This window comes from Nocardia sp. NPDC049707 (genome assembly GCF_040674855.1).
Taxonomy (GTDB): Bacteria; Actinomycetota; Actinomycetes; order Mycobacteriales; family Mycobacteriaceae; genus Nocardia.
Window position 1 is genome coordinate 25,872 of record NZ_JBFANN010000024.1, and the last position, 21,343, is coordinate 47,214.

19 protein-coding genes, 1 tRNA gene and 2 pseudogenes are annotated in these 21,343 nt (G+C 64.8%); 9 read left to right on the forward strand and 13 right to left on the reverse strand.

The window, feature by feature from the left end:
- Positions 1-120: 120 nt before the first annotated feature.
- Positions 121-333: a type II toxin-antitoxin system VapB family antitoxin gene (locus AB0J29_RS21465; protein WP_364788802.1), complete on the forward strand. Its 213-nt coding sequence runs from the start codon at positions 121-123 to the stop codon at positions 331-333.
- 21 nt (positions 334-354) lie between these two features.
- A complete protein-coding gene (locus tag AB0J29_RS21470; RefSeq protein ID WP_364788805.1) occupies positions 355-903 on the forward strand; it encodes a hypothetical protein in 549 nt (182 codons plus the stop codon).
- A 16-nt stretch (positions 904-919) separates the two neighbouring features.
- On the opposite strand, the gene AB0J29_RS21475 is transcribed toward AB0J29_RS21470, so the two are convergent.
- The 6 genes and pseudogenes from AB0J29_RS21475 to AB0J29_RS21500 all read right to left on the reverse strand — a co-directional run.
- Positions 920-2,557, reverse strand: coding sequence for a long-chain fatty acid--CoA ligase (locus tag AB0J29_RS21475; protein ID WP_364788808.1), 1,638 nt, complete (start codon positions 2,555-2,557; stop codon positions 920-922).
- A 139-nt stretch (positions 2,558-2,696) separates the two neighbouring features.
- Positions 2,697-3,830, reverse strand: a complete 1,134-nt coding sequence (locus tag AB0J29_RS21480) for a cation diffusion facilitator family transporter (protein ID WP_364788811.1) — start codon at positions 3,828-3,830, stop codon at positions 2,697-2,699.
- The gene (locus AB0J29_RS21485) at positions 3,827-4,222 is read right to left on the reverse strand and encodes a metalloregulator ArsR/SmtB family transcription factor (protein WP_364788814.1); all 396 of its coding nucleotides are present in this window, start codon (positions 4,220-4,222) and stop codon (positions 3,827-3,829) included. Before AB0J29_RS21485 ends, AB0J29_RS21480 begins: the two co-directional genes overlap by 4 nt.
- Before the next feature lie 207 nt (positions 4,223-4,429).
- Positions 4,430-5,917, reverse strand: coding sequence for a C40 family peptidase (locus AB0J29_RS21490; RefSeq protein ID WP_364788817.1), 1,488 nt, complete (start codon positions 5,915-5,917; stop codon positions 4,430-4,432).
- A 269-nt stretch (positions 5,918-6,186) separates the two neighbouring features.
- The gene (locus AB0J29_RS21495) at positions 6,187-7,056 is read right to left on the reverse strand and encodes a hypothetical protein (RefSeq protein ID WP_364788820.1); all 870 of its coding nucleotides are present in this window, start codon (positions 7,054-7,056) and stop codon (positions 6,187-6,189) included.
- Positions 7,056-7,748, reverse strand: a pseudogene (locus AB0J29_RS21500) (ParA family protein); the annotation flags it as partial. The pseudogene AB0J29_RS21500 and the gene AB0J29_RS21495, both read right to left, overlap by 1 nt.
- A gap of 358 nt (positions 7,749-8,106) precedes the next feature.
- Between AB0J29_RS21500 and AB0J29_RS21505 the strand changes: the two are divergent.
- Together AB0J29_RS21505 and AB0J29_RS21510 are read left to right on the forward strand one after the other, a co-directional pair.
- Positions 8,107-8,946 carry a DUF1542 domain-containing protein gene (locus AB0J29_RS21505; protein WP_364789009.1) on the forward strand — a complete coding sequence of 280 codons (840 nt, stop codon included), beginning with the start codon at positions 8,107-8,109 and terminating at the stop codon, positions 8,944-8,946.
- A 278-nt stretch (positions 8,947-9,224) separates the two neighbouring features.
- Positions 9,225-9,297 (forward strand) — tRNA-Arg (locus tag AB0J29_RS21510).
- A 214-nt stretch (positions 9,298-9,511) separates the two neighbouring features.
- On the opposite strand, the gene AB0J29_RS21515 is transcribed toward AB0J29_RS21510, so the two are convergent.
- Entirely contained in the window at positions 9,512-9,979 is a 468-nt protein-coding gene (locus AB0J29_RS21515) for a MarR family transcriptional regulator (RefSeq protein WP_364788823.1), read from the reverse strand.
- 97 nt (positions 9,980-10,076) lie between these two features.
- Here AB0J29_RS21515 and AB0J29_RS21520 point away from each other — a divergent pair, with 97 nt between their 5' ends.
- The 5 genes from AB0J29_RS21520 to AB0J29_RS21540 all read left to right on the forward strand — a co-directional run bounded on the left by AB0J29_RS21520 (position 10,077) and on the right by AB0J29_RS21540 (position 13,140).
- Positions 10,077-10,715: an SgcJ/EcaC family oxidoreductase gene (locus tag AB0J29_RS21520; protein WP_364788826.1), complete on the forward strand. Its 639-nt coding sequence runs from the start codon at positions 10,077-10,079 to the stop codon at positions 10,713-10,715.
- Positions 10,716-10,723: 8 nt separating this feature from the next.
- A complete protein-coding gene (locus tag AB0J29_RS21525; RefSeq protein ID WP_364788829.1) occupies positions 10,724-11,431 on the forward strand; it encodes an SDR family NAD(P)-dependent oxidoreductase in 708 nt (235 codons plus the stop codon).
- A 123-nt stretch (positions 11,432-11,554) separates the two neighbouring features.
- The gene (locus AB0J29_RS21530) at positions 11,555-11,788 is read left to right on the forward strand and encodes a hypothetical protein (protein ID WP_364788832.1); all 234 of its coding nucleotides are present in this window, start codon (positions 11,555-11,557) and stop codon (positions 11,786-11,788) included.
- A 50-nt stretch (positions 11,789-11,838) separates the two neighbouring features.
- The gene (locus AB0J29_RS21535) at positions 11,839-12,192 is read left to right on the forward strand and encodes a PIN domain-containing protein (protein WP_364788835.1); all 354 of its coding nucleotides are present in this window, start codon (positions 11,839-11,841) and stop codon (positions 12,190-12,192) included.
- Between the two features lie 375 nt (positions 12,193-12,567).
- Positions 12,568-13,140, forward strand: coding sequence for an NADPH-dependent FMN reductase (locus AB0J29_RS21540; protein ID WP_364788838.1), 573 nt, complete (start codon positions 12,568-12,570; stop codon positions 13,138-13,140).
- A gap of 544 nt (positions 13,141-13,684) precedes the next feature.
- On the opposite strand, the gene car is transcribed toward AB0J29_RS21540, so the two are convergent.
- From car to lspA, 6 genes and pseudogenes are all read right to left on the reverse strand, one after another.
- Entirely contained in the window at positions 13,685-17,203 is a 3,519-nt protein-coding gene (gene car, locus AB0J29_RS21545) for a carboxylic acid reductase (RefSeq protein WP_364788841.1), read from the reverse strand.
- An 851-nt stretch (positions 17,204-18,054) separates the two neighbouring features.
- The gene (locus AB0J29_RS21550) at positions 18,055-18,465 is read right to left on the reverse strand and encodes a thiocyanate hydrolase (RefSeq protein ID WP_364788844.1); all 411 of its coding nucleotides are present in this window, start codon (positions 18,463-18,465) and stop codon (positions 18,055-18,057) included.
- Position 18,466: 1 nt separating this feature from the next.
- Positions 18,467-19,174, reverse strand: a complete 708-nt coding sequence (gene scnC / locus AB0J29_RS21555; protein ID WP_364788847.1) for a thiocyanate hydrolase subunit gamma — start codon at positions 19,172-19,174, stop codon at positions 18,467-18,469.
- 40 nt (positions 19,175-19,214) lie between these two features.
- Complete coding sequence (locus AB0J29_RS21560; RefSeq protein ID WP_364788850.1) at positions 19,215-20,057, reverse strand: SH3-like domain-containing protein; 843 nt, start codon at positions 20,055-20,057, stop codon at positions 19,215-19,217.
- Between the two features lie 543 nt (positions 20,058-20,600).
- Positions 20,601-20,832 (reverse strand): annotated as a pseudogene (locus AB0J29_RS21565) (DUF3703 domain-containing protein).
- Positions 20,829-21,341, reverse strand: coding sequence for a signal peptidase II (lspA, locus tag AB0J29_RS21570; RefSeq protein WP_364789011.1), 513 nt, complete (start codon positions 21,339-21,341; stop codon positions 20,829-20,831). Before lspA ends, AB0J29_RS21565 begins: the two are co-directional and overlap by 4 nt.
- Positions 21,342-21,343 lie beyond the last annotated feature (2 nt).

Sequence of the window (21,343 nt, forward strand, 5' to 3'; positions counted from 1 at the left end):
GTCGGCGCGGTCGAGATATCGGCCGCGCCGACTCGTGTCCGAACACCCGGCCGCGGTGACCAGATCCCGCGCGTGATATCCCATTCTCGAACTGGATACCGACAGATCAGGGGTTCGGCGATGGAACGAACGGTGATAGACCTCGACGAGCAGGCCTGCACCGAAGCAGCAAGGTATCTGGGAACCAGCACCACGAGCGACACGGTTAACGCAGCCCTGCGTGAGATCATCGACCGTCGACGCCGCACTGCCGCTGTGGAGCGCATGCGCCGAATGGTCGACGCCGGCGAGATCGACTTCTCCACCCTCGAAGCGGACGAGCGTCGCACCTGACCACGCGTAGTATGAGAGCGCATGAGCGGCAACGATCTTCGTGACGAGATCGATCGGCGACTGCACCCCTGGCTGCCGCAACTCGGCTCGGATCGCGGTGCGTACACCAACCATGTGCTGCGGTTGCTGGAACTCTGCGATCTGCTGGGCGGTGGCTCGGGCAGCTTGCCGAGCACCCGCGAGGAGTTCCGCACGGCCGCGGCCTTCCACGATCTCGGCATCTGGACCGCGGGCACCTTCGACTACCTCGCGCCATCGGCCGACCTCGCGTTGCAATGGCTCGACCAGATCGACCGCGCCGACCTGGCAGACCTGGTCGTCGCAATGATCGACGAGCACCACAAGATCCGGTCGGCGGGCACACCCACCGACCCGATCGAGATCTTCCGCCGCGCCGATGCGATCGACGTCGAATACGGCCTGCTCGGTCGCTTCGGCATCCCGCGCTCGACCTTCCGCGACCTGGCGAAGCGCTACCCCGACAAGGGATTCCATCGCCGATTGGTCCAACTGGCCGCCCAACGAATCCGGACGCACCCCACGTCACCACTACCGATGCTGAAGTGGTGACGCGGGGCCTGTCGTTCTAGGACAGTGTGGTGACCGTCAGGTCGCCGTTGGCGTACTGGGCGCGCAGGCGCTTCTTGTCGAATTTGCCGACACTGGTCTTGGGGACTTCCGCGATGAAGGCCCACCGTTCGGGCAGTTGCCATTTGGCGAACTTGTCGGCGAGGAAGTCGCGCAGTTCTTCCGGTTCGGTCTCGGCACCGTCGGAGAGCACGATGGCAACGAGGGGACGCTCATCCCACTTCTCATCCGGCACACCGATGACCGCGGCCTCGGCGACGGCCGGATGGCCCATGACCGCATTCTCCAGATCGACCGAGGAGATCCATTCGCCGCCGGATTTGATGACATCCTTGGAGCGGTCGACCAGGGTGAGATAGCCGTCCGGGCTGATCTTGCCGACATCGCCGGTGCGCAACCAGCCATTGTCGAACTTGTCCGGATCGACCATCGCACCGTCCGGCGAGTAGTACGACCCGGTGATCCAGGGACCGCGAACTTCCAGCTCGCCCAGCGACACTCCGTCATTGGGGATCACGCTGCCGTCATCGCCGACCAGGCGCGCCTGCACACTCGCCGGGAAGCGGCCCTGGGTGAAGCGGTACTCCCATTCGTCCTCGCCGGTCGCGCCGGCGGGCGGATGCGAGACGCTGCCGAGCGGGGAGGTCTCTGTCATACCCCAGGCGTGCACGATGCGAACGCCGTGCTTTTCCTCGAAGGCGCGCATCATCGACGGCGGCACCGCCGAACCGCCGATGACCACCGAGCGCAGATGCGTGATGTCCTGCGGCTTGGCGGCCAGCCCGGCGAGCACACCGCCCCAGATGGTCGGGACCGCGGCGGCGAAGGTCGGCTTTTCGGCCGCCATCATCTCCAGCAGCGGACCGGGCTGCAGGAAGCGGTCGGGCATGAGGACATTCGCACCGGACATCAGCGCTGCATACGGCAGACCCCAGGCATTGGCGTGAAACAGCGGGACGATGGCGAGCCCATAGTCGCTGTTGGAGAAGCCCATGCCGGATGGCTGGCACACCTGCATGGCGTGCAACCAGTTGGAGCGGTGCGAATACACCACGCCCTTGGGGTCACCGGTGGTGCCGGAGGTGTAACACATCGCGGCGGCGGATCGTTCGTCGATCACCGGATAGTCGAAGGTATCCGGCTGCGCGGCGAGCAGTTCGGAGTAGGAGTGCACCTGTACGCCCTCGGGGGCCTGCAGTGCGGCGGCATCACCATTGGCCACGATGACGTGGCGGACCGTCTTCAGATTGGGCAGGTACTGCGCGAACATCGGCACCAGCGTGCCGTCGACGATCACCACCTGGTCCTCGGCGTGATTGGCCACGAAGACGAGCTGTTCCGGGAACAACCGGATATTGAGCGCGTGCAGCACCGCACCCATCGCGGGTACCGCGATATAGGCGACCATATGCTCGTTGTTGTTCCACATGAAGGTGGCGACCCGATCGCCTTCAGCAATACCCAAGCTGCGCAACGCATTTGCCAGGCGTGCCGATTCGGCGCCGAGCTCGCGGTAGGTCATGGTGCGTACGCCGGTGCCGGTCCAGGTCGAGACAGTGGAATCGCCCATGAACGTCGATGCGTAGCGCAGCAACGTCGCCAACGACAACGGCTCGTCCTGCATGGTGCTCAACATCGGTACTACTCCTTTTCTTCGGTGGCTACGGCGGCTTGCTTGCCGTTAGCCACATCACACCGGGGATGCTACCCAAGAGTTGGGCGCATAGCTGGGGCCGAGCGCGAATACCATCAGCAGGCAGGTGCCATCACCGACGTCACCCCGCGACGTGGGCCGGATACGCGTGAACGAGCGCGCTGTCGAGTTTGGGCACAGCATGGGTGAGGGTGTGCTCGGCGCCATGGGCCAAGCGGTGCGCATCGGCCAGGGTGGTGGTCGGGGCGACATCCAATTCGACATCCGCGTGCAGCCGGTGGCCGATCCAACGCATGCGCAGGCTGCGCACACCGAGCACCCCGGGTTCGCCGACCAGCGCCTGCTCGGCGGTGTTCACCAGGGCGGGCTCGACGCCATCCATCAAGCGGCGGAACACGTCGCGCGCGGCCGAGCGCAGTACCACCAGGATCGCGATCGTAATCAACAGTCCGACAATGGGATCGGCGAGCGGGAAGCCGAGCGCGACGCCGCCCGCACCGATGAGCACCGCCAATGAGGTGAATCCGTCCGTCCGCGCATGCAATCCGTCGGCGACCAGTGCCGCCGAGCCGATGCGCCGCCCGACCCTGATCCGATACAGCGCGACGGTCTCGTTGCCGAGAAATCCGATGAGCCCCGCAGCCGCGACCCAACTCAGATGCTGGATCGGCACCGGCTCGATCAGCCTGCGCGCCGCCTCGTATCCGGCGATGATCGCCGACAATGCGATCATCCCGACCACGAACAACCCGGCCAGATCCTCGGCCCGCCCGAACCCATAGGTATAGCGCGGCGTCGCCGCCCGCCGGCCGAGCGCGAATGCGATCCACAGTGGCACCGCGGTCAGCGCATCGGAGAAGTTGTGAATGGTATCCGCCGCCAACGCCACCGAGCCGGAAGCGACCACGATCAATACCTGGAGTACCGCGGTCAGCCCGAGCACCGCCAGGCTGATCTTCACCGCACGGATCCCGATGGCACTCGACTCCAACGCATCGTCGACGCTGTCGGCGGCATCGTGACTGTGCGGCACGAAGATCTCGCGCAGCGCACCGCGCAGCCCACCCGGATGGTCGTGGTGGGGGTGCTCGTGATCATGTCCGTGATCGTGCCGATGCACCCACCCGGGCCCGCGGCTGTGTGTGTGGCCGTCGGCGGCGTCATGACTGTGCCCGTGACTCCTGTCATTTCGGACTTCATCACCGCGGGCGTCCGAAATGCCCTGCCAGCGTTCGGGATTGCGTTCGTGACTCATTCCGCCACCGCCTGATCGCGAACCGGCAGTTTGCGCACGGAACCGTCGCCGCGGTGATGCGCGGGTACGCCGGGGCCCGCGTGTTCGGCGTTGTACACCGCGTCCACGACCAACTGGCGGATGTGTTCGTTCTCCAGGCTGTAGAAGATGGTGGTTCCGGCGCGGCGGGTCCGGACCAGGCGGGCCATCCGCAGCTTGGCCAGATGCTGCGATACCGAGGGGCCCGGTTTGCCGATGTGATCGGCCAGATCGTTGACCGAGAGCTCCCGGTCGACCAGTGCCCACAGGACCTGGACGCGGGTCGAGTCGGCCAACATGCGAAAGACCTCGACGACCAGCCCGGCCAGATCCTCCGCAATCGGCGGCCGCAGCGGCAAGCTATCTGCATTCATACGCAGATAATAGAACAACGCAGCCGTCGATGGCGTCGCTCCTTCGGACCGGCCCGACGGCGATACCCCCGCACGTCGCCGACAGACCGGTCCGCTCCGCTTCGAACTACCCATCGGGTTCAGCCGGTGCGACTCGTGCACGCCAGCCGACCTACCGAGGAAGACCTGAATGAAACGCGGCATTCCAGGCCGGTGCCCGTTACCGCGTCAGTACCGACGGGCACCCGCGTATGGCATCGAGGACATCGGCGACATGATCACGCCGGTCCCGTAGGTGGAGGCGTGGATGACTTTGCCGTCACCGGCATAGAGGGCCGAGTGGCCGCCGTCGTAGAACGCCACCACATCACCGGGCTCCAACTCGTCCTGGGCGACGGGGGTACCCGAGGCCAACTGCTCGTAGCTGGTGCGCGGCACCTTCACCCCCGCCTGCTCGTATGACCACTGCACCAGCCCGGAACAGTCGAAGGCATCCGGCCCCGTCGCGCCCATGCTGTATTCGGTGCCGACCTTGCCGCGCGCCGCGTCGACGGCGATCGCACCGTGCGTCCGTTGCGGCGACACCGCGGGCGCGGGGGGCGAGACAGGCGGCTTGATGCCGAGCGCACCAGCGAGGAACGCGAGTTCATTGCGGAACATGTCTGCGGGCACCGTAATCCCGGTTCCCGGAATCGTCGCGGGTGCCGCAGGCTCCGCATCGGGAAGCCCCGCAGGCACCGGAGTCGAACGTTCGCCCCACGGAATCGCCAAGGGCAGTGAGCGCTCCGCCCCCGGAGCGGTATGCGGCGCGGACCGTTCCAGACTGGGTATCGCGCGCGGAGCCGACCGCTCGAACCCGAGCACCCAGAGGGGTATCGAAATCTCCGCACCCGGCATCGCCAGCGGAATCGAGAGTTCCCTGTGACGGACCTCGACAGGCGCGACCTCCGAGACAGCGATGGGATTCTCGACCGCGGGAATCATCGGAAGTGTCGAACGCTCGATGCCCAGAGCCCGCAGCGGCACCGCGCATGCGGGACCCGCAACAGTCAGCGGCTCCGAAAGCTCCTTGCCCTGCACCGCAACTTGCACGTCATCCGAAGCAGCAACGTCAATAGCCGGAATCATCGGAAGTGTCGAACGCTCGACACCCAAAGCCCGCAGCGGCACCGCCAGCGCGGGACCCGGAACAGCCAGCGGCCCCGAAAGCTCCTTGCCCCGCACCGCAACCGGTACGTCATCCGAAGCAGCAATCTCAATAGCCGGAACAAATGGAAGTGCCGAACGCTCGATATTCAAAAACGCAAGCGGCGCCGAGAACTCCGCACCCGGAACCTTCGGCGGAATCGAAAGTTCATTACCCGGAATCCGGAAAGGCGCAGCGAGTTCCGTTCCTGGAACCGCGAGTGGTGCCGAAAATTCCTTCCCCGGAACTTCAGCGGGCGCGCTATCCAGAGGTGCGCCGGAATCCGCTACCGCGGGAATCGGAGCGGGCAACGATCGCCCATCCGCCGGGACCTCGATGCCGGGAATCGAAACCTGGTTCGGGGCTTCGAATGTCCCGACACCCGGAATGGTCAGCGGTTGTGCTGACGCCTGACCTCCTGCAAGCAGTGCCGCGGCGATCGCCGCGCCTGCGATGACTCCCGCGCCGACGGCCCATGGGAGCGCGCGCCGCAGGAAACGAGAATATCGACCCTCCGTAATTGATGCCATGATCCGGTCCTCCGATGCTCGTATCGAAGGCCCTGGCGGGTCATGCGACGCCGCATTGCATTGGCGCGTAGGACTTCACCAAGACCTCGAATGAATTCGAAAACCATCACGGTGATCTTTAGTCCAGCGGATCCGAGCGATCATATTTCGCGCAATCCGATCGAATTATGCGACACAACACGCTCATTGACGATAACAAATGCATAACTAAATCGAAATGCCCCGCTCCGGAGCCACTTCCACAACGAGGCATGTCGACACAAAACGGCTCAGGCGATGATCTGCTCCTCGATCTGCTCGGCGAGAGTGCGCAGTTTCGCGGCGAATTCGCGCGCCGCCACCGGATCATAGTTCGAGCCCTTGACAATTCGTCGCGTCAGCGCGGCGAACCGCGATTCCACCGCGGCGAACAGATCGACGGCCCGCGCATTCGATTCGTCCCGCAATTCCCCGCGCAGCCACGCCTGCAGCAATTCGACCACCTCGGCCTTGTCGAATCGCTCGGGCAGCAGCGCGACGGCCTCGCGCAGCTTGCCCGCGGTGACCTTCACATCGGCGGCACCGGCGATGGTCGTATACACGGTGACCGCCGCATCCTCGCCATGCTGAGCAGCCACCGGCAGCAGTTCGCGAACCTGCCCCTCATTGATGGCGGGCGCGACCGGATGCAATTTGGCGGCGAGCGGCCAGGCCCGAATCAGCTTGTGCGCGTAGGACCGCTGCATATCCCAGCGTTGCTCCACATACTCGTCGAAGCTCGCGTACCGATCTCGGTAGAGCCGACCGTCGCGCACTATTTGCAGCGCCCGTCCAGCCGCCCAGAAGGCGACCCGCAGGCCGTCGATCGAGGATTCGCAGGCCGTCAACTGGGCCTGCTCGCGATCGTCGAGCGGACCGTCCGGCGTGTTGTCGTTCGGCGCGGGCAGCGGCATCGTCAATACATTCGCGTCGGTCGTCGACACATTCGCATCAATGGTCGGTGCGAGCACCTCCAGCGACGCCGCGCTCAGCGGGCCCGTTCGCCACTCGGCATCCCGCAGCGGCGATACCGGCGGCGTGTGCTCGGCGCCATCGGCCAACGGATTCCCGCCGCCGATCGAACCTTTACCGATCGAACCCTTTCTACGCTGCGGAGGCATCAGGCGAACACCTCCACCGCGACCCGGTACGGACTCACCAACTCCGCTCCGACCTGCCGATACTCCCCGAGATCCACAATCGGATTCTCGGCGCCTTCACCGACCTCCCCGTCGGCCGCCTCCCGATACCATTTCCACGCGCTCAAATAGGATTCGAAGACGTCGTAACCCGCATCCTCCAGATTTCCGCGCTGGGTGCGGTATTCGGTCGAGACGTTCACGCCGTTCTTCATCGTCACCGGCACCTTGGTCATCAGCACCCGCACCCGGATCTCGCGGCCGCTATCCGCCGCGGCCTCCTCGGCGGCCTTATAGGTACTCGGCACCCGCTTGACCTCCGACGGGCTGACACTGGTCAACAGAAGCAGCTCATCGCTCTGCGGTATGGCGGCCTTGAATATCTCGGCCGACTCACCACCGGCATCGACAATGATCACGTCGAATTTCCCGGCATTGTCGGTAATACAGTCGTCGACGTGTCGCGACGGGAAGGCGATCAGCTTGAACGGCACCTCGATCGCGCCCCTGAGCAGCCGCCGATACCAGGAATATCCGGTCTGACTGAGCGGGTCGGCATCGATGACGAGCACACGCAATTCGTGGACCTGTGCGAAGTATGCGGCCAAGAAAAACGCTGAGGTCGTCTTGCCGACGCCGCCTTTGAGATTTCCGAGCGTTATAACCAACGGTTCGGGTAGTTCCAGTGGCGCAACAGAATTCTTCATGGACAATCCTCCGAGGGTGAGGAGTGCAGAGCTGTGCGGGCCCAAGTTTGGCACAGCGAAGGTGAACTTCCGCTGATTGCCGATGCGCTATTTATCCGCGCGCGGCTTCATACCCGATCGATGCTGTGTCCAATTGGACACAGCCGAGCACCATCGCCACCTCTTCGTGCGCAACAACCAGATCCAATGGCTGGTCATGCCCGTCGGCTCACCGGACAATAGATTACGGCGGGTCACCGCCCGCCGCGAAGCTCAGTCGACTCTCAGCAATCCCCCAGTAAACTCGGGGACGACCGGGATCGATGACGAAAGGGCACGAGCGATGCTGTGGCTACTGATCGGCGTGGTAATCCTGCTCGCGGCGGCTTACGTCATCTACCAGACGCAGCAGACCAAACAGCGCGCCGTACGCGAGTTCGACGATGCGGCCGCCGAAGCCAGGCAGATGATCGAGCGGCTCGCGGGCCAGCTCTACCACCTCCCCGATAGCAATGAGGCGGCGAAGCAGGCACTCGCCGACGCCTCGGAGCGGCATATCGCGGCCGGTTCGCAGATCGCGCAGGCGCGCACGCCGGCCCAGGCGCGGTTGGCGAAGCAAACTGCGATCGAGGGCATGTACTACATCCGAGCCGCCCGCTCCGCGCTGGGCATGGATCCGGGTCCGGCCGTTCCGGCATTGGACGGTCAGGACACCGCGGGGAAGGTCACCGAGAAGCGGGTCGTCGAATACGAGGGCCGAGAGGTAGCCGCATCACCAACCCCTTCCGCGGAGACCCCGAATTACTATCCGGGCGGGCGCGTCGCCGGGCGACCGGTCCCCGCGGGCTGGTACTCCGAACCATGGTGGCGCCCCGCATTGATCGGCGGCGCTTGGGGTTTGGGTTCGGCCCTGCTGTTCTCGTCACTGTTCTCCGGGATGTCCGGGGTGGGTTATGACGTGCAGGGCTTCGAAAGCGGTTACGGCGCGGGGTATCAGGACGCGCTCGATGCGGCGGCCGCCGACCAGGGGTACGACTCGGGTGATCAGAGCGGATACGACGCCGGCGATCAAGGCGGGTACGACTCGGGCGGTGGGTTCGATGGTGGGGGTTTCGATGGCGGCTTCGGCGGGGGTGGCTTCGACGGCGGTGGATTCGACGGGGGCGGCTTCGACGGCGGGTTCTGAGCACCCGGCCGGGCGACGAGAGTCGCCTGAGCGCAATCATCAACTGTCTGAGACGATTACATTCACGAGCTTCAGATACGCCCGAAGGGAAGTCGAACACTCGACACTCCGACGCATCGAAAGAACAGAGCCAGCCCCTCGAGAGCCTCAGACAGCGACTCGAACCGAGTGAACCTTCAACCGATCTCGCCCCCCGACCAAATCGAATGCGGCCCCCGCGCCTCCCACCCGGTAGACTCCCCGTCGTCCCACTCGGTGCCCCGGGCACCGCACGTTCAGCCCTCGTAGCTCAGGGGATAGAGCACCGCTCTCCTAAAGCGGGTGTCGCAGGTTCGAATCCTGCCGAGGGCACAACTTTCCACTGCGTTTCCGCAGGGCAGGGCGGTTTCAGCGTCGCAGGTTCCATTCCTCGCAATAGAACCGTTTCACCGTTCGGCTGCGCTACCCGATACTCCCGTTGGTCGCGACGGCTCCGGTAGGACACCGCCGAATCCTCGGCGAACGCAATCCGGGCCTCAGCGCGATCCCGACGATCACATTGTCGAGCTCACACCCCGAGCACCCGCTAGCCGTGGGACATGCCCGCGGAGCTGATTTCCCCCGCCGCCTGCTGGAGGGCGTCGGCCGCACAGGCGAAGTAGTCGAACAGGAACTCGCGCTGTTCGGGTGAATACCCGCCGATGATCTCGCCGATCTTCCGGCGGGCCGGCGCGAGCACTGTGTCGAGGTCCGCGGGCTGGGCGATCGGTTCGACGATGACCTTGCGGCGGTCGCCGGGATCGTTGGCGCGGCGCACATAACCGGCCCGTTCGAGGCGGTCGATGAGTCTGGTGGTGGGTCCGGTGGTGAGGCCCGTACGGGTGGAGAGTTCGCCGGGCGTCATGGCTCCGCTCAGTTCCAGGATGTTGAGGGCGTACAGGTCGGTGGCGCCCAGTCCGACAGCCTTGGCGCCCGCTCGAGCATGCAGCACAACGGAACTCAGATACCGCCGGAAGACCTGGCCTTCGTTGTCTTCTCGACCTTCTGTTGACACGGTGCACACCTTCCTTCTAATCTCTTCTTCAACGAAGAGACATCTTTAACGCATATACATCTTCTAGGCAGAGAATATCACGGGAGAAGGTTCCGCCATGATCACAACCATCACGAATACCGAATCCGCCACCCCGGCCAAGTCCCGTCGCCGCACCGTCGCCAAGGTGCTCGGCGCGAGTGCGCTGACCCTCGGCCTTGCCGCTGCGGGCGGGTACGTGTGGCTGGATCAAACCTCAGACGTGCGTAATCGAGGAACAGCCGAGTGCACCGGCGTCACGCCGGACGGCGGCAGTGCAGCGGACCTACAGGGGGTATGCACGACACTGGCCGAGATGACCGCTGCCTGGGGACAAGGCGATGCCGACGCCTTCGGCGCGACCTTCACCGAGAACGGCACCTACACCACGTTCGCGGGTACCTACTACAACAGCCGCCGGGATCTGACCGAGGCGCACCGTGCGCTGTTCGACGGATTCGTGAAGGGCAGCAAGCTCGCCGACTCATACCTCGGCATCCGCTTCTTCGGTGCGGACACCGCGGTGGTCACCACCCGGGGCGACCGGTACGACGGCGAGCGCCCGAGCGAGCTGTCGAAGACCCAGACCTACACCATGGTGCGCGGACACGACGGGAAGTGGCGCATCGCCGCTTTCCAGAACACCCAGCGCAAAACTGTTATGGAGCGCATCTCGTTCCTGTTCGATGCCGACACCGAGCCCGAGGCCGAGCGGTGAGGGCGCTCGTGACGGGGGCCAGTGCGGGTATCGGGCAAGCCTTCGCGGTAGCGCTCGCGGCGCAGGGATATTCGGTGACCGCTGTGGCACGTGGAACCACGGGCTTACAAGCGCTCATGACCGAAATCGGTGACGGGCACGACTACCTGGTCGCGGATCTCGCCACCGGCGCGGGATTGGCGGCGACCGCCGAACTGTTACGTCACGGCGGATACACGCTGCTGGTGAACAATGCCGGTACCGCCACCCATGGCGACTTCGTCGAAGAACCGCTCGAATCCGCGCTCACCACAATGGATCTGAATTGCCGCGCGGTGGTCGTGCTGGCGCACGCGTTCCTCGGCGCGGCCACCCCCGGCAGTGCGCTGGTCAATGTCTCCTCCACGCTGGGGGTAACGCCGAAGCCCGGGACCGGCGTCTACAGCGCCACCAAAGCCTTCGTCACGTCATTCTCCGAGACGTTGTGGCACGAACAGAAACCGCGCGGCGTGCATGTCCTGGCCTTGTGCCCGGGTGTCACGCGCACCGCCTCGCAAACCGCTCACGATGCGCCGTCCTGGCTGGTCCAGACACCTCGCGAAGTAGTGGATCGCGCCCGGAAAGCGCTGTCCGACAGGTCCGGTCCGGTCGTGCTCACCAGCCGCGCGAATCAATTGTTCACTGCCGCACTGCGGCTCATTCCGCGCGACGCCGCCTTGGCCTTGCTCGCTCACTGAAGGGAAACCATATGAACGCCATCCGGCCGCCCGAAACTCTGTCAACGCAATTGGGGGCGTGCCCGCGGTGAACGGCATGGTTACCGTGTCGGGTGGTCCTACCCACTACCCAGGAGTTGCCCGATGAGCCGTACCACACTGAAAGTCTTTGTCGCCGTATCGATTGCGCTGACCGCCGGGGCGGGGGTGGCGAATGCGGCGCCCAGCGGAATTCCGTTGGAGCCCGCGCCGAGCAACCAGGTGGCGCCCGTCGGCGTGCAGGGCGATCCCATCGGCGTATCGCCCGGATCGAGCAGCGCTCAGTCGTTGGCCTGCCTGGTGCAGTCGATCTCCTCCGGCGCCAAGTACTGCCTGTGAGCTGATACCGCGACACCACTGCGGTCCAGGCGCGACCGGACCGTGTCGAATTGCCTTCCGAAACCCTGGTCATATCGCCGCTGGTGCTGACCGAGCTGGATCACCTGACCCGCCGCGACCTCGGCTTCGCCGCGGCGATGAAGATCACCGACGCACTGCTGGGCCGAGCCCTCGACGGCCGCTACCGGCTTGCCGAGTTGAAGCACGTCGACCTGTCCACAGCGCAATCGGTCCGAGCCAAATACGAAGGGCTGCAACTCGACCTAGCCGACGCGGTCGGCGTCGCGGTCGCCGACAAATACAAAACCGACTGCATATTCACCCTCGACCAGCGCGACTTCCGCGCGATCGAACCACTGACACCCGGTTTCCGCTCGTTCCGGATCCTGCCCGCCGACACGTAGCAACCTGGACACCGCAGTCACACTGCATAAGTCCCGCCGATGACCGGGCGTTTTCCGGTTGCACATGTCCTGCGTGTCCTGCCGAGGGCACCAACCTGCGAAGTATTTCCCAGCTCAGGGCATGTTTTCAGTTCGTAGAGCACTTAGCGGTCACCAACCGAACCGGAAACATGCAGGTCGAACGGTTGCTCGGGTGGGCGCGGGCGGTCGATCCACTACCTCGACACCGCGTCGACCGACGGCGTCTCACTACTCGGGCCACACGACCGCTGTGAAGTGCTACGTTGGCCGTGCACTCTCGTCGAAACCGCCGCGCGTCGACGACGCCTGGCGCTCCCGTAAGCACCGGACAACCCTCTGGTCAGGAGGCAACGCGTGAGTACCTACACGGTCGGCTACATCATCGGCAGTCTGTCCGGGGAATCCGTCAACCGGATCCTGTCCAAGGCCCTGATCCGGCTGGCGCCACCACAGTTGACGTTCACCGAGATTCCGATCAAGGATCTGCCGCTGTACAACCGCGACTACGACGTCGACTACCCACCGGAGGGCCGCGCACTCAAGGCGGCCATCACCACCGTCGACGCCGTGCTATTCGTGACACCGGAGCACAACCGCGGGATCCCGGGCCCGCTGAAGAACGCCATCGACTGGGCCAGCCGCCCGTGGGGCGACAACTCGTTCACACTCAAGCCGTCCGCCGTCATCGGCGCCTCGCCGGGCAAGATCGGTACCGCGATTGCCCAGCTCAGTCTGCGCAGCGTCCTCGGCTACTGCAATTCCCCGCAGATGACTTCCCCGGAGGCCTACATCCAGTTCCACCCGGACGTCTTCACCGCTGATGGCGATGTCCTCGATGACTCGACGAAGCAGTTCCTCACCGGGTTCATGGCGGATTTCGCCACTTTTATCGCCCGCGTCCACAGCGTGGTTCCCCAGCTCGGCTGACCGATCCGTGCGGCCGGTGGTGCGTGCGTGCCGTATCGGCGGTTTCCTTGCCGCCGCGACCGACCCGCCCAGCGATGTTCGATACCTGAGGCGGCGTGTTTGTCGGCGATCTCCTCGGCCGGTTCGGCGGCACGACGTCGCTTCTCGAGCAGTCGCCGAGAACGGTCTCGGATATCGGTGGTGTCGCCGGCCCGGCGATGAGGACCTCGATGTCGGGGTTGCAGGGCAACATCGAGTAGTCGGCCGAGCCGCTCTCGGACGGCAGCATCGGCGTAAGGTTTGTCGCGGCGTAGTCCACACCAGTGGGCTACTCGAGCTGTGCCGCAAGGACATTCACGCACTGCTGACCCGAGGCACGCGGCCCGTTCATCTTCACCGTCTCGATCGCGGGTGTATCCACTTGTGCGGGCTTGTATTTCGACTTTGTAGCGAGTTCTCCTGGGAGCCAGGAGCTGTCGCGCGGTGTACCCGACGCACGGACTGGTGCCGGCGCTGAGCGGGCTCACGCGGCACGGCTGCCCAGAGACTGTCGTGGCAAGCCCGGTCAGAGCAGACCGAGCAACTCCAGGTCGGTGATGTACTTGACGATCACCGGCGCGCAGACGTGCGGGATGTCTTTCTCCGGCCCGATCTTGTTGTCCTTGACGGCCGCTCGGAAGTGATCCGCGGGCGCGAGGGACCCATTGATCGGACGTTCGGGCTTCTGGTAGTTGTGCAGCAGCGGCAGCAGCGACGCGTGCCGCTGCCGGTCAGGCAGGCCGCGCAGTATCGTCTCGAACCGCGCCAACCAGGCCGCATATTCGGGCACCCGGGCGATCCGGTAACCGGCGTCGTTCAGCCAGTCGACATAGGTGTCCATGCCGATGCCGTCGTCGTAGGGGTTCATCACGTGGTAAGTCTCGAATCCGTTGACCACGTTGGCGCCTAGGGTCGCGATGGCATCGGCGATGAATTCCACGGGCAACCCGTCGAAGTGCGCGCGTTGCCGATTGCCGTTGGCGTCCAATTCGTAGAACGAGTACGGCGCGATTCCGGTGGCCACCAGCGAGAGCATCATCCGGGTGAACATGTCCGGCACGTTGAGCTGTCCGGCGTAGGTCGTGTCGGCCAAGATCATGTCGCACCGGAACACCGACGCCGGCAGACCGCACAGGTCGTGCGCCTCGCGCAGGAGGACTTCGCCGGCCCACTTGCTGTTGCCGTATCCGTTGGCGTAGTTGTCGCTGATTTCGCGGGTCGGGCTCATCTGTCGAATATCGGCATCCTCGATGAACTTGCCCGGCTCGATGCCGTCACCGACACCGATCGTCGACACATAGACGAATGGCTTGATCCGGGTCGTCAGGGCGATTCGGATCAGCTCCGCCGTACCGACGACGTTCGGCCCGAACATCTGGCTGTAGGGCAGAACGTGGTTGACCAGCGCGGCGGGGTCGACGATCAGGTCGACGGTGTCGGCCAACCGTTGCCAGGTGGCGTCGTCGAGTCCGAGATTCTTCTCGCCCTTGTCGCCGGCGAGCACTTCGAGATGATCGGCCGCCAGCGACCGGTAGTGCTCGATCAGTTTCGGATCGCCACTGTCGAACGTCGCGTCGAGACGCTGCCGGGCAGCGGCGTCGTACTTGGCGCGCACCAGGCAGATGACCTTGCCGTCGACCAGATCCATCCGTTCCAGCCACTGCAGCGCAAGATATCGGCCGAGAAAACCGGTCGCTCCGGTCAGCAGCACCGCACGCACGTCGCCATTCGCCTTGGGCAGCGCCGGCGCGGCCGCAAGCGTAGCTTCGTCCAGGAACTTGTCCAACGTCAGATCGCGGGCATGTACCTCGGTCGCGTCGCGACCATGCACCGCGTCGTAGGTCGCGCGCTCGGCCCCACCGACACGCTGCGTGTCGATATAGTCCGCGATGGCGGCGAGGTCGCTGGCGGGGCTGACGATCACGCCCACCGGGACGTCGACGTGGAAGATCTCGCGAAGCAGAGTGGCAAAGGTCAACGCCGACAGCGAATCCCCGCCGAGATCAGGGAACGCGGCATCGGGAGCGATCTCAGGCGTGGCCGCACCGAGCAGCGCACCGGCGGCCCGGATCACGGTTTCCACTGTCGGCCGGTGTGCACCGCCCTCGCGCAGCGAACGCAGCACCTCGGCCCGGCCGTCGGCCAGATCGCGGTAGAGCTGCTCGAGCGCTGGGCCGTAGTGCTGCGCGAGCTTCGGGCGGGCCAGTTTGCGGATACCGGTCAGCAGACCGTTCTCCATGGTGAACGGTGTGGTCTCGACCAGGAAATCACGGGGAATCTCATAGGACTGCAAGCCTGCTTCCCGAGCAACACTCCGCAACGCATCGCTGAGCAGCGGCTTGACCGCGGTCACGTCGCCGCCGACACTGTCGAGTGCGTCGTCGGTCGGGACGATCACCGCGAGCAGCGACGACCGGGCGCTGTTGCCGTACACGAAGATTTGACGCACCAGCGGGTGAGCGCCGTAGGCTGCCTCCAACGTCGAGACGGTGACGAACTCGCCCTGCGAAAGCTTCAGCACGTTGTTGCGGCGGTCCACGTAGGCCAGCTGATCGTGGCCGATCTCGGCCATCACATCGCCGGTGTGGTACCAGCCTTCGGCATCGAACAGTTCGGCGGTGACGTCAGGTCGCTTGTAATAGCCAGGAACCAGATCCGGGGACTTGATCAATAATTCGCCGCGTGGATGAGGCCTGTCGGTAGCGAAGTAGCCGAGATCGGGAACATCGACCAGCTTGTAGTCGAGCACCGGTGGGCGCTGGATCCGGCCGTCGACAAGGACGATGCCGTCCTCGGTCGAGCCGTACCCCTCCGTCAAGTGGATATCGAGGAACTCTTCGACCCAGGACCGCAGTTCGGGTGAGATGGGTGCGGACCCTGTCATCGCCGAGAACTGGCGTCCGCCGATGAGCTTCTCGCGCTGCTCAGCCATGACCTGTCGTTCGACGGCCTCCCGTGCGCCGCCGTTCCAGCGATGATCGACTTCGCTCTGCACCTGCTGGAACAACATCTCCCAGATACGCGGCACCAGATCCAGCCTCGTCGGGCGAACCAGCGCGAGATCCTCGAGCAGAGTCGACAAGTCACTGCGGGCGGCGAAGTACGCCGTTCCGCCCCTACCAAGCGTGGAATAGAGGATCACTCGACCCATGACGTGGCTGATCGGCATGAAATTCAACGTGATCGCCGGCAGCTCGGCATCCAAGTCCGAGTCGAGGCTGAACCAACCCCGCCAGTAGTTGGTCATCAGGTGGTCGGTGTACATCGCGCCCTTCGGGGCCCCCGTTGAGCCGGAGGTATAGATCAACAGGCGCAGCGCATCGCCATCGCCGCTCGGAATCTCTCGCGCGTCGGCGTCGTGCGGCGCCTGTTCGATGATGTCACCGAGCACCTCGACTGTGACGTGTCGGTCCGTCAGCCGGACGAGGGCCGATTCCAATGCCGCACGGTGCTCGTCGACCTGCGGGTGGTAGTCGAAAAGCACCAGGCGCTGTGGTGTGTACGCGGTGAGTGCGAGTTCGACCGCGTCCGCGAGGTGGTCGACGCTGGAGATCATCGCGACCGGTTCCGTCTCGACAAGGATCGGGTGCAGTTGTTGCACCGGGGCGCTGGTCTGCAGCGGAACGGCGACCGCTCCGGCCAGCGATAGCGCCATGTCAACGATCGCGTAGTCCACGCTCGCGAATCCGAGAGTCGCCACGCGGTCGCCCGGCCGGACCGGGTTGTCGGCCAGGGCATGGGCGAGGGACCGGACGCGGGACCAGGTTTCCCGGTAGGTCAGGGTGTCGAAACGGGGCTGCAATTCGGCAACGGTGCGTCCATTTGCGTCGGTCACGAATTCGACCGCGCGCTGGCCGAGAGCGGGCCGGTCACCATAGCCATTCAGCACAGTGCGTATCACGTCGATGAGTAGTGTGCCCGGGTCGTCCAGTACCGCGGTGATCGCCGGATCGGGCTGCGCGGAACGGAGTTGCGCGTCGGTCGAGATCAACTTCTCGAATCGATTTTGTCGACGTGCTTCGCGAGCATTCACAGAAGTTGACATCAAGAAACCTCCTTCAACAAACAAGAATTAAATTCCTGAAAGGCAAAGCTCTAGCTGGGGCAACCACCTTAGGATGGCTAAATATTCCTCGGCGCTTACTGTGAGTGCTCGGCCGAGTGCGTGAAAATGCTCATCGGGCCGTACGCCGAGTACGGTTTCCTCGCGGACTGCTCCAGCTCGATCCGCGGGTATGCCTACCTGCGTCGGCATCCTGGTCACCTTCGACGCTGCCGGGCAGGCTGGGCATGTCGTGATGAACGACACGTCACGCCGCCCCACACTGCTGTTTCCTGCTTGATGGTCGAAAATTCGCTCGGCACGCGCTCTGCGAAGCATTTGGCGATCTACACCGTAAAGTGCACTGGCTCGGCGACGGTTCGAACCTTGCAGATGCAACTCGACGAGGTCGACGGCATGGAATCCTTCGGCCAGGCTCGTGGCCAATAGGCGCTGTTTTCCGAACCTATGTTTGATATACGGCGCGAGATCTCCCTTCCGAGTCGTAGTAGTCGATCAGGCTGTCCTCCCTGCTGGCGGACGGAGCGCGGGGAATCGATCTCTGTCGGGGAATCCGATTGCGACACAATGGTCTTGTGTTCGCCGTGTTTATGAGCCGCGAGATCGAAAACTTCCGCGCGGCCCTGCGGTGTAACGGCGGATGAGAACACGGGCATAAGTATTCGGCAGCGCCTGTGAGTATTCGGGACTCGATTGAATCAGCCGCGTTGGGCAGGGTGTCGCCGTGGTGGTTATGGCGAGTAGCTGGCCGGTGTAGGTGCTCGCTCAGCGGCGTGAGGTCACATCCGTTGGAGTGGGCGGCGGGCCAAGCCAGGCCGGCCCGGGTGGCGATGTCAGGCCTCGAGGCGCTGCCGCACCGTCACCATGCGATCGAGCAGCGAGTCCTCGTCGATGACGCCCCGCCAGATGAGTGAGTGGGCCAACGCGACCAGCTGACTCTCGGGGAATGGCAAGTCGATGTACCGCTCCTGGGCGAGTGCGTCTTCTTCGTTGCGGCGCTGCTCGAACGACAAGACTGTTCCCGGGTGCGCGAGGGAAGCATCGTCGAGTGCGTCGCACATCCCGTCGAGACTGGTCTTCCACGGCGGTGCGGGATTGTCGACCGACCACTTCCGGCTGAGTGCCGGCCAGAGCTGATCCTGGCGAGAGGCGAGGTCTTCGAGCACCTCGACCCGGGTGGTCAGCAGGGACGGGTCGACCTTCGCGACGACCACGGACCGGTTCTGCCTGCCGGTGTCCACCATGTCAGTGCCCTCCTCGCTGCGCTTCGCGGACCCGATTGGCCGTGACATTGGCTGTGACACCGGGCCTGGGCAGGGCGACGCCGATCAAGCAGTCGCGCGTGACAATCTGGGCCAGCTCGTCCTCGGACCAGTCCTGGGTGCCCTCCGGACGCATCGGGAGCACCATGAAGCGGTGCTTCTGGTTGGAGTCCTCGATTCGGATCTCGACGTCCGCGGGCAGGTAGGTACCGAACTCGGCGAGCACATCGCGCGGGTACCGCGCCACCCGGCGCCGGTAGTTGGGCGTGCGGTACCACTCGGGTGAATTGCCGAGCAGCGGCCGGGGGTAGCAGGAACAGAGCGTGCAGACGACGACGTGATGAAGCGTCGGGGTGTCCTCGAGGATGTGCAGCGCCGTGAAGTCGCTCGGCGTGCCGAAGCCCGTGGGTTGCAGCCAGTCGACTCCCACAGCCGTGCACGCCTCGATCGGATCGGCGAGCGCGGCGCGTTTGAACTCATCGTCGAGCCAGCACTTGGCGACAAGCCGCGCTGCGGGCATCGGGCCGATGCGCTCCGCGAACTCGGTGAAGGCGCGGTGGTCCTCCGCCGTGAAAATGCCCTTCTCGAGGCAGAGCTCGCGGACCGCGACCTCCAGGACCTCGAAGTCGGACACCTCCTCGACCATGGGTGCGGGCGGACGGTGACCGTGCTGGTGCCCAATCGTTGACATGGTGATCGAAAGCCTTTCCGGGAGGCGGGGTTTCTGCGTCTCAGACGGCCTGGAGCCAGCGCTCGGGTAACTCGGTCTGCAGCGTGTCGGTCTCCTCGCCGGTGTAGTCCGGCCAGAGTTCGGTCATCTTGAAGCGGACGATGTAGAACCACTCGGGCCGGGGTGAGCCGATAGCCTCGTAGTCGAATGCCTCGTCCTCGGCGGCTGGAGATTCGTAGGCAACCGTCGCGATCTCGCCCACGGCGCCGCGGACGAACTCCTGGGTGCGGGTGTAGAACAACGCCTGCCTGTCGCGGACCCGCACCACATCACCGACCGCGAACTCGGCCAGAGGTGCTTGGCCGGCGTACACCTGCGGATCGCCCTTGCCGACCGCGTGCACGTGGTGTTTGTTACGGGGGATGTCGTTGCCGTCAGCGATGCTCCCGGGCTTCGGCTCCAGCAGCTCGTGCGGTGCGAGGTCGGCGACCCTGGCCTTCACCTCGTTGTACCTCGCGGTGAGCTCGGTCAACGAGACCATGTGCTTGTCGATCAGCACCCGCGTGATGCCGAGCAACCATCGGCCGTAGTAGGGAAGTCCGAAGTACATCGCACGGCCGAGGTCGACGTTGTGCAGGCGCCGGCGCTCCTCCGACACCCAGATACCACGCCACCCGAGCACCTCAGCCATCACGTAAGTGTTGTGCTCCCAGTGCTCGCCCTCCTTCTCGATGAATTCGATCGGCGCATCCCGCAAACCGCCGACATCGTGCGAGGTCTTGAGGTACGCCTCGACACGATCGTTCGACAGCTCGTACGGAGCGTCCGGGAGGTCCTGGAAGGAGGACGTCAACCGATTGACGAGGTCGAGCTGGTCGGCCCGGTCGCGCGCGGTAGTCGTCATGATGGATTCCTTCCGTGAGCGATCTCGATGGGTGGCCGGTATGCGTATCAGCACTCCCCGCTGGCCACAGGGATGCCGGCGGCGGTCGTCAGGGGATCGGAATGTGGGGTGTTCATTTCCGTTCCTCTCGGGCTGGGCAACCCGTACGACCGATCGGGACCACCCCGATGGACCGATCTGTTCCTACGGAAGTGCGGGTCGAGCATTCGGAACGCGAGTTCGGCGACTGTGCCGATGACGCCAGCCTCAGCGGCTGACCTGCCCTGCGACGCGGTGACGCGAACAGACGAAAAGGGCCACCACTCATCCAACGGTAGACCCGTACGAGCCGAGGGGCTATGACCAACGCTTTATCCGCCTATCCGCCAGCGATGGTGACGGTCCGGCACGATAGCCGAAGCCATGGACGCGACGACCACTTCCGGCGACACCCCAGGAGGCGGACTCACCATGACCGTCGCCCTGCCGAAAGCAACACCACAGTGACTCGCGACGAGAACTAACCTGGGAGACAAGACATTTCGTCGAGGTGTTCGGTCGGGCTCAGCCGCGGATGATGTCGGCGAGATCGGCGGCGATGGGCATGGGCGTGGTCAGTCCGGCGGCGACAGCGAACATGGCGATGTGGTTGCGGGTGTGTGGCCCAGGGGTAGGGCTGGGAGATGATGTGGGCGCGTTCGAGGTGGTTCCAACGTTCGGCGTCGCCGTCAGCATGACGGGCCGCGGTTATTTCCGCGGTGTATGCGCTGCGGAGGTTTGCGGGCATTCTGCTCATCTCGGGTCTTCCTCGGCGGTGCCGGTGGGAGATTCGAGGAGGGCCGCGGCGATGACGAGGACCACTCCGCAGGTGATGTAGGTGTCGGCGAGGTTGAACGTGGGCCACCACCCGGTGTGGAAGTAGTCGGTCACTTTCGCGTCGTGGATGCGGTCGATGACGTTGGCGGTGGCGCCGGCGACGATTGCCGCGAGCCCGACGACCTGGATGGTTCGGCTGATGGGTGCGCTGCGCCAGGCGAATACAGCGATGCCGACGGTGACCGCGCCGGTCACCGCGAGGATGACCGGCGCCGGCAGCTGGTCGCCGACGCTGAACGCGACGCCGCTGTTGTAGGCCAGACGCAGCTGCAGTACACCGAGGTCGACACCGTTTCCACCCGAGAGCTGCTGTCGGGCAAGCAGATCGGCGATCAGCGCGACTGCCGTGAGCGCGAACACAACGAAGAGGAGCAGCAACCGGTGATGTCGTCGGCGGGCCGCGGCCGCGGGCGGGTCGGCCGCCGAGATGC

What these genes read in the sequence shown, in the direction of transcription:
- AB0J29_RS21520 (WP_364788826.1), top strand. Translation starts at nt 10,077, where the DNA reads ATGATCACAACCATCACGAATACCGAATCCGCCACCCCGGCCAAGTCC.
- scnC (WP_364788847.1), bottom strand. Translation starts at nt 19,174, where the DNA reads ATGTCAACGATTGGGCACCAGCACGGTCACCGTCCGCCCGCACCCATG.
- AB0J29_RS21490 (WP_364788817.1), bottom strand. Translation starts at nt 5,917, where the DNA reads ATGGCATCAATTACGGAGGGTCGATATTCTCGTTTCCTGCGGCGCGCG.
- AB0J29_RS21485 (WP_364788814.1), bottom strand. Translation starts at nt 4,222, where the DNA reads ATGAATGCAGATAGCTTGCCGCTGCGGCCGCCGATTGCGGAGGATCTG.
- AB0J29_RS21560 (WP_364788850.1), bottom strand. Translation starts at nt 20,057, where the DNA reads ATGACGACTACCGCGCGCGACCGGGCCGACCAGCTCGACCTCGTCAAT.
- AB0J29_RS21550 (WP_364788844.1), bottom strand. Translation starts at nt 18,465, where the DNA reads ATGGTGGACACCGGCAGGCAGAACCGGTCCGTGGTCGTCGCGAAGGTC.
- AB0J29_RS21530 (WP_364788832.1), top strand. Translation starts at nt 11,555, where the DNA reads ATGAGCCGTACCACACTGAAAGTCTTTGTCGCCGTATCGATTGCGCTG.
- car (WP_364788841.1), bottom strand. Translation starts at nt 17,203, where the DNA reads ATGTCAACTTCTGTGAATGCTCGCGAAGCACGTCGACAAAATCGATTC.
- AB0J29_RS21475 (WP_364788808.1), bottom strand. Translation starts at nt 2,557, where the DNA reads ATGTTGAGCACCATGCAGGACGAGCCGTTGTCGTTGGCGACGTTGCTG.
- AB0J29_RS21465 (WP_364788802.1), top strand. Translation starts at nt 121, where the DNA reads ATGGAACGAACGGTGATAGACCTCGACGAGCAGGCCTGCACCGAAGCA.
- AB0J29_RS21495 (WP_364788820.1), bottom strand. Translation starts at nt 7,056, where the DNA reads ATGCCTCCGCAGCGTAGAAAGGGTTCGATCGGTAAAGGTTCGATCGGC.
- AB0J29_RS21470 (WP_364788805.1), top strand. Translation starts at nt 355, where the DNA reads ATGAGCGGCAACGATCTTCGTGACGAGATCGATCGGCGACTGCACCCC.
- AB0J29_RS21480 (WP_364788811.1), bottom strand. Translation starts at nt 3,830, where the DNA reads ATGAGTCACGAACGCAATCCCGAACGCTGGCAGGGCATTTCGGACGCC.